This is a genomic window from Frankia sp. CcWB2, from assembly GCF_977927585.1.
The window spans coordinates 17133-23859 of sequence record NZ_CDWRCM010000005.1; the positions used below are offsets into that span (position 1 = coordinate 17133).

A 6727-nucleotide genomic window follows, 5' to 3' on the forward strand; every position below is an offset into this window, starting at 1 on the left:
ACGCTGATCGTCTGGATGATTCGGACGGTAGCGTCGGGATGCCCGCATCCCACGCCCCGGCAGATGTGATCGGGAAGCGCCGTTGACCGGCCCGGACGGACCTGTGGTTTCGCCGGGCGACCCGGTTCCGGCAGTGATCACAGTGGTCGTGGGCGGGGACTCCTCCGATGTCCCGGGCTGCGGCGTCCTGGACGGCTCGCGCGCCATTGATGGTGACGTCGCCGGGATTGATCCTTCCGGGGCGGTGACCGGTTCACCCGGAGCGCAGGAGGCGAACGAGCTCGGAGGCCCGGACGAGCCGGCGGCCGGGCAGGACGACAGCGACGAGCTGGAAGACGCCGCAGCCGCCGACGACGCGGACGTGGACACGGACGTGGACGCCGACGCCGACGTGGACGAGGGGGCCGGCGCGCTCTCCTCACGCCATGCCCCACCCCGCGTCGCCTTGCCCACGGCGAGCGCCGGACTGATCCTGCCTGCGCGGGTCGAGCTGAGCTGGCCGGAACTTCCGGGACTGCCGCTGGTTGATCTGCTCGACAGCTATTCCGCCGATGCTCCCGCGGTCTCCGCGGCCGCCCTGCTGCGCGCCTTCGTCGAGATCGGCCGCAGCCTCGAACCGTTCCATCAGCAGGGCGTGGGGCTTCTCGCGCCGTGGAGCTTCAGGTGGACCGGGCAGAGCCTCACCCTGGCCGTCTGCGATCTGCTGGACGCGGGCAAGCACGACCCCGTCGACCCCTGGTTCGTCACTCCGGCGGGGGAGTGTGGTCCCGCCCGTGACCTTCGCCTGTTCGCCGTAGTGCTGTTCAAGGCGCTGACCGGCGAGTGGAGTAACCGGGACGCCTCGATGCTGGCGATGGCCGGGCTCGCCGCCGGCGAGTGGCCGCCCGGCGCCGACGCCGCGCTGCGGGCCTGCCTACATCCCGAGCATGGTCGCCGGGCGGCCGGAGCCGGTGCGCTGGCGTCGAGGATCGCACCCTTCGTCTTCCCCGCGCGCAACGAGCGGCTGACGACCGTCGTCGCGTGCGAGAGCGTGACGGGCTGGCGCAAGGCGGGCGGCAACCCGGAAGGCGACAACGAGGACGCGGTCGGCTGGGCGAAGGTCGAGGACCCGTCGGACGGCACGACCACCGCCTGCGCGGTGCTCGACGGCATTACCGGTCCCGGTGACGGTTCGGGACGGTGGGCGGCGCGGGCGCTGCTCGCGGCATTCCGCCGCCGGTGGAAGGACGGCGAGACCGAACCGGAGCGGCTGCTGCTGGACGTCGCGCTGCCGCCGCCGCCCGCGCCGCTGAGCCGCCGGGCCGCCGCGGTGGCGGTGCTCGCCTCGATCTCCCGCGGTCGCGCCGACATCGCGACCGTCGGGGACTGCCGTGCCTACCTGCTGCGCCGCTGCGGCGACGGCTTCGCGGCCACCCGGCTGTCCAGCGAGCACAGCGTGGTTGCCGAGGCGATCGTCGCCGGCCAGGCTCCCACGCCCGAGGAGCGCGGCATCGTGACCGAGAGCGTCCGGACGGCGCAGCGCGGCGCGACCGCGGTGGCGACCAGAAGGGTGCAGCTCGCCGACGGCGACCTGCTGATCCTCGCCACCGACGGGGCGTGCGAGGCGGGCGTCGACACCGCCGAGGACATTCCGGGCGTGGCCGACTGGAGGTTCTGCGACGTGCTGGAGGACCTCGCCTCGGTCGCCCGCACCCCCGCCGAACTGGCCTCGTTGCTCTGCCGTCGGGCGGAGGACCTCGGTGGGCACGACAACGCCACCGTCGCGGTGATCGCGATCCGCTCCGCCCGGGAGAAGGTGGTCGCCACCCGGACCAGACCGCGCCAGCGGGCGATGCTCACCGGCGTCGGCGAGTCCCGCGGCGCCGGCACGCGCATCCACGGGGAGCCGCACATCCACGGGGAGAAAGGAAACCGATGAACGACAGGGACCGGCTCGGCGTCGAGGGCCGGATGGACCGGGGTGTCACGAAGCCGGGTGGGGTGCTCCGGCTGACGATCAGCGTGGCCGATCCGCCGCGGGGCCGGCGGGAGGTGGCAGTCGCTGTCGCGGTCGACGCATCCCTGTCGATGCTGCATCCAGCGGCGCCGGACGCGGTCAGCAAGTGGGAGCTCGCGCAGCGGGTCCTGGAACGCGTGCACGGCCTGCTGCCCGACGGCTGTCCGCTCGTGCTGGTGCGCTTCGCCCGTGAGGCGCGAGTGATCAGCGCCGGACGCCGGCCCGACCGCCTGCCGGCCGTCGACGGCCCCACGAACAGCGACGCGGACTCCTACACCAACATCGGCGACGCGCTCACCGTCGCCGGGCGGGAGCTGCTCGCGCAGGCGCCGGACGCGGACGTCTACCGGGTCTTGCTCATCACCGACGGCGAGGCCAACATCGGCCGCTGGCAGCCCGAGCAGCTTGCCCACATCGTCGCCGGGCTCGGCGACCAGGGCATCGGGACGGACGCGCTGGGCATCGGCGTCGACGCCCGGGACGAGGCGCTTGCCGAGATGGTCGGGGTGTGCGGCCAGATGCAGCACGTCTGGGCGGCGGCCGAGGACGTCGACCGGATCGACGCGATCGTCTCGTCGCTGATCGAACCGGTGGTCGGCGCGGCCGCGGGGCGCGGTGAGCTGCGGGTCCTGATCCGACCCGGCTGGACGGTGGAGGCGCTGCGGCGGATCAAACCGCAGCGTCACCTCATGAAGGTGCCGCCACCGACCTCGCGCGGCACCGAGCTGCGGCTGCCGCTGCCCGCCGTGAGTACCGGCGAGGACCGTCCGGTCTTCCTGCTCCGGCTGCGCGCTCCGGACACACCGCTCGGCGCGCACACGATTCTTCAGGCCCGCGGCGGGGTGGTCGCCGGTGGACGGCGGCTGGCCGTGGACAGCCGGGCCGACCCGCAGGCCGCGCAGCGCTTCCGGGTCACCGTCGAGGCGGATGTCTTCCCGGACGCGGAATCCTCTCTCGAACACGAGGAGAGCATCGCGGAGTTCGACGAGGAGATCGCGAAGCGGGCCAGCTTCGCCCATTCCCGGGAAAGCGTCACCGAGTTGTTCCGGAACGCGGCGCTGTGGGCGGCGGACCGTGGATTCGACGATCTGGCCGACCACTACAACGCGACGCTACGGGCCCTCGGCCAGGGTGTCGCGCCGGCCGATGCGGTGTCGGGAGCCCGGGTCCGGGCGACCCGCACCAGGACCCGGACCCGTGATCTCGTCGAGGCGGGCCCGGTGCCCGGCCGGCCACACGGCGGGGCGGTGTCCCGTCGGCGTCTCGACGACGTTCTCGGCAACAGCTGACAACCGGTAGGAGCCCCATGTCCTCGACGACGGTGCTGTTCGACGTCAGTAACATCACCCGGGACGGTTCGCCGGGCAGCTTCGCGCAGATCGGTCTCGGCTGCGCGCACGGCGCCCGCTGCCCGCGCCGGTGCGGCGTGACCGCGCGGCTGTTCGCCGTGGAGGCCGCTGCCCGCCGTGCCTTCGGCGCCGACGCGGCCTTTCGCTATGTGGCCGACAACAGCCTGCGCGGCCTGCTCGACGGCCTCGCCCCACTGCAGCGGTACTACCGTGACGGCGCCCTGGTCTGGGCGGCCGAGGCCGATGACATCCTGCTCGAGGAGGCGAGGGCCGTCGGGGGGAAGGTCGTCAGCAAGGACAACTTCTACGGCAAACGCAACATCGACGCCCACGAGTGGATCCAGGGCGACGCCTCGACCTTCTTCGGATGGAAGGTGCTACCCGCAGCCCCGGCGGGCGAGAACGTGAAACTGGTCCGCCGGGCGATGAACCGGATCGACACCGTCACCTGGGAGCGGGCCGCACGGCAGGACGAGGTGAAGGCGTCGGGCCTGCGGGGGCGGCCGGAGGTCGTCACCGCCGCCCGCGCCAACGCCTATCGCTGCGTGACCCCCGACTGCGTGAACGCCCGGCTGGGGCCGCTCGTGTCGCCACCGATGCGCGTGGCGGGGCGCGGCCAGGGCGCCCGGCTGGTCTGTCCGCTATGCCGACGCCCGGTCCAGGAGATCGAGACGGATACCGGGCAGGCGGCCGGGGACGCCTCGGGCGCGGCGGCGCCCGAGACCCCGATGCCCCCGGCGTCCCCCGTGCCCCCGGCACCTCCCATGCCCCCGGCACCTCCCATGCCCCCGGCGCCGCGGGACGCGCCGGCTCCCCGGGGAGCGACCGAGCCCCTGGACCTGGATGTCCCGGACCGGCAGGCGGGCCCTGGCGAACCCGGGGAGGGGGGCCGCAGGACCCTGGCGGACGCGCTCGGGGACGCGTTCGGGGACGCGTTCGGGGATGCGCTCGCGGACGCCGCCACGATCTTCGATGCTCCCGCCTATATCCCGCCCTCGGGCACCGCGGGGGCGCCGACCATCGTCGGCCTGCCCGTGCCGTCCGGCGCCGGGTGGGGTCCCAGGGTGGTGGCGGGTCCGGTCGTGCTGCGGATCGAGGGTGGCGGCACCCATCGTCTCGTGACGTTGGAGGTGGGCACCACGGTCGTCCTTGGGCGGCATCCCGACGACAACCTCGGCTCGGAGCGGCTCGTTGACGTCACGGCCGGGCTCGGTAGCAGTTACGACTACATCAGCACCCGGCACGTGGAGATCACCCTCACGGCTTCCGGCACGGCGACGGTGGTCGACCGCTCCCACAACGGCACCAGTCTGGGCGACGACCGGCTGGTGCGTGACCTGCCCCGGGAGTGGTGTTTCGACGTCCCGCTTCACCTGGCCGGGTCGCTCGTGCGGGTCGGCAGGGTCAACGCGGTCGTCGCAGCTGAGGCGGCCAAGGCAGCTGAGGCGGCCAAGGCAGCCGAGGCAACCAGGGCGGCCGGGCGGCCGGGCGGAACAGGCTGGCGGCTGACCGTCCGGCGCGGCGACGGCTCGTCGTTCGACACCCCGAACGTGGGACCCGGCGAACGCATCGTGCTGGGACGGCAACCGAACGCCGTGCAGCGGACGGCGGACGACCTGATCGTCGTCGACGTCTGCGACCGGCTTCAGGTCGACGCCGCCGGCCGGGTCTCGCGGCGCCACCTGATGGTCGGCAACGAGCGCGACGGGACGGTGACGCTCACCGATCTGTCGACGAACGGCTCCTGGCTGGGTTCCCGGCGGCTGACGCCGGGTGTCGCCGAGAGGTGGGACGGCGAGGAGCCGGTCTGGCTGGTCCGCGACGTCGTGGGCCTGGAAGTGCGTGTGACGGCACCCTGGCCGGCCGGCGGGGTGCTCGGGAGCGGCGGACCCGGCGGCGGTGGGGTACTCGGAGGTGGCCGGTGAGTACGGTCGCCTCCGATCTGGAGATCGTCGAACGGTTGCGTTACGGGGCGTCCTTCGCGTCGGTGCCGCGCACCTGGGGCCGTGGCCGGTACCGCTGCGTGCGTCATCTCGCCGAGGGCGGCCAGGGTTACGTCGAGCTCGCCCGGGACGAGTGGAGCAACGCCCTGGTCGTCGTCAAGGGCGCATGGTGGGGCGGCCGCGACCACGATATCAACCCCGAGTACGCCAGGACCCAGTACGAGAATCGCTCGATCGACGTCGAGGACGCGGTCGCCGTTCAGGCGGCGCTCGGCGAGATCACCCATGGGGTGCCGGCCCTGGTGGACGTCGTCTACGGGCCATCGCTAACCCGGCACGACCATAACGCGCTCGTGACCGGGGGCAACGAGCGGGAGGCCGAGCGGTACAACCGTGAGGCGTTCATCGTCATGCAGTTCATCGGTGACATCGGACAGATGGTGCCCACCACGCTCGGCTCCCGGGTCACCGAGTCCGGCCCGCTCAGCGCCCGCCAGGTCGTCGAACTGGCCGACCAGATCAGCGCCACGCTGGAGGCGATGCACACGATCCGACCGCAGCGGCTCTACCAGCATGAGGAACGGATCAGGGGGTACTGGGTCCACGGCGACATTAAGCCGGAGAACATCCTCGCCGCCGGTGACCCACCTCGGTACTCGCTCGTCGACTTGTCGACGGCGGCGATCGTCGAGCCGTCGGCCAAGGTCATGCCCACCACCGCGACCCCGGGCTATGCCCCGCCGGGAGCCGAGCCGCTCAGCCCGCAGTACGACCTGCACTGCCTGGCGGCCACCCTGCTGTTCGCGCTGACCGGTGACCGCCCGGACGACTGGCTCGGCGGGGCGACCGAGGCCAGGTCGGCCGCGGACGCCGCCGGTTCCCAGGCGGACGCCGAGGCGCGGGACGAGAAGCTGCGGCAGTTGCGGGGTGAGCTCGCGGCCCGTCGCGTGCACCCCATGCTGATCCGCCTGATCACCGACTGCCTGCCCGCCGATCCGCGCTTCCGGCTCGGCACCGCCACCGTGCTACGTGCGGAGATCGCCGCGGTGCGCACCGCGCTGGTCGCCCGCGAGGTCCTGTCGGATGAGGAGCCGCAACCGTGAGCTGGTGGAACCGGAGTCCGTGGGGGAGCCAGCCCGACGGCGGAGCGGGCTCGAACGGCGGGGCCTTCCAGGGCGGTCGGACGGGATCGCCCGGCGCGGCGTCTTCGGGTGGTGGCGGGTACCCGGCCGGCACCGCGGGTCCCGCCGCCGCGGACGACTTCGACGACTTCGACGACTTCGCGGACCCCGAGCCGCTCCCCGCCGGACCCGCCGGACCCGCCGACGGCGCCGCGTCGGCGCAGCGGGGACACCGGCCGGCGCGGACCGGAGGCGCGCGGTCCACGCCGGGCGCGCCGCCGGCGGAAGCGGGGGAAGCGGGGGAAGCGGGGGAAGCGG

The 6727-nt window shown here is 73.4% G+C and carries 4 protein-coding genes and 1 pseudogene; all 5 read left to right on the plus strand.

What is annotated here, in order from left to right; all coding sequences use genetic code 11:
• Positions 1-133 precede the first annotated feature (133 nt).
• Positions 134-1918 (plus strand): hypothetical protein, encoded by a 1785-nt coding sequence (locus tag ACY45C_RS01505; RefSeq protein ID WP_462185886.1) that lies wholly within the window; start codon positions 134-136, stop codon positions 1916-1918.
• Positions 1915-3285 (plus strand): vWA domain-containing protein, encoded by a 1371-nt coding sequence (locus ACY45C_RS01510; RefSeq protein WP_462185887.1) that lies wholly within the window; start codon positions 1915-1917, stop codon positions 3283-3285. Before ACY45C_RS01505 ends, ACY45C_RS01510 begins: the two co-directional genes overlap by 4 nt.
• A gap of 17 nt (positions 3286-3302) precedes the next feature.
• A complete protein-coding gene (locus tag ACY45C_RS01515) occupies positions 3303-5270 on the plus strand; it encodes an FHA domain-containing protein (RefSeq protein ID WP_462185888.1) in 1968 nt (655 codons plus the stop codon).
• Positions 5267-6391 carry a protein kinase domain-containing protein gene (locus ACY45C_RS01520; RefSeq protein ID WP_462185889.1) on the plus strand — a complete coding sequence of 375 codons (1125 nt, stop codon included), beginning with the start codon at positions 5267-5269 and terminating at the stop codon, positions 6389-6391. Before ACY45C_RS01515 ends, ACY45C_RS01520 begins: the two co-directional genes overlap by 4 nt.
• Positions 6388-6727 (plus strand): annotated as a pseudogene (locus ACY45C_RS01525) (hypothetical protein); the annotation flags it as partial. The gene ACY45C_RS01520 and the pseudogene ACY45C_RS01525, both read left to right, overlap by 4 nt.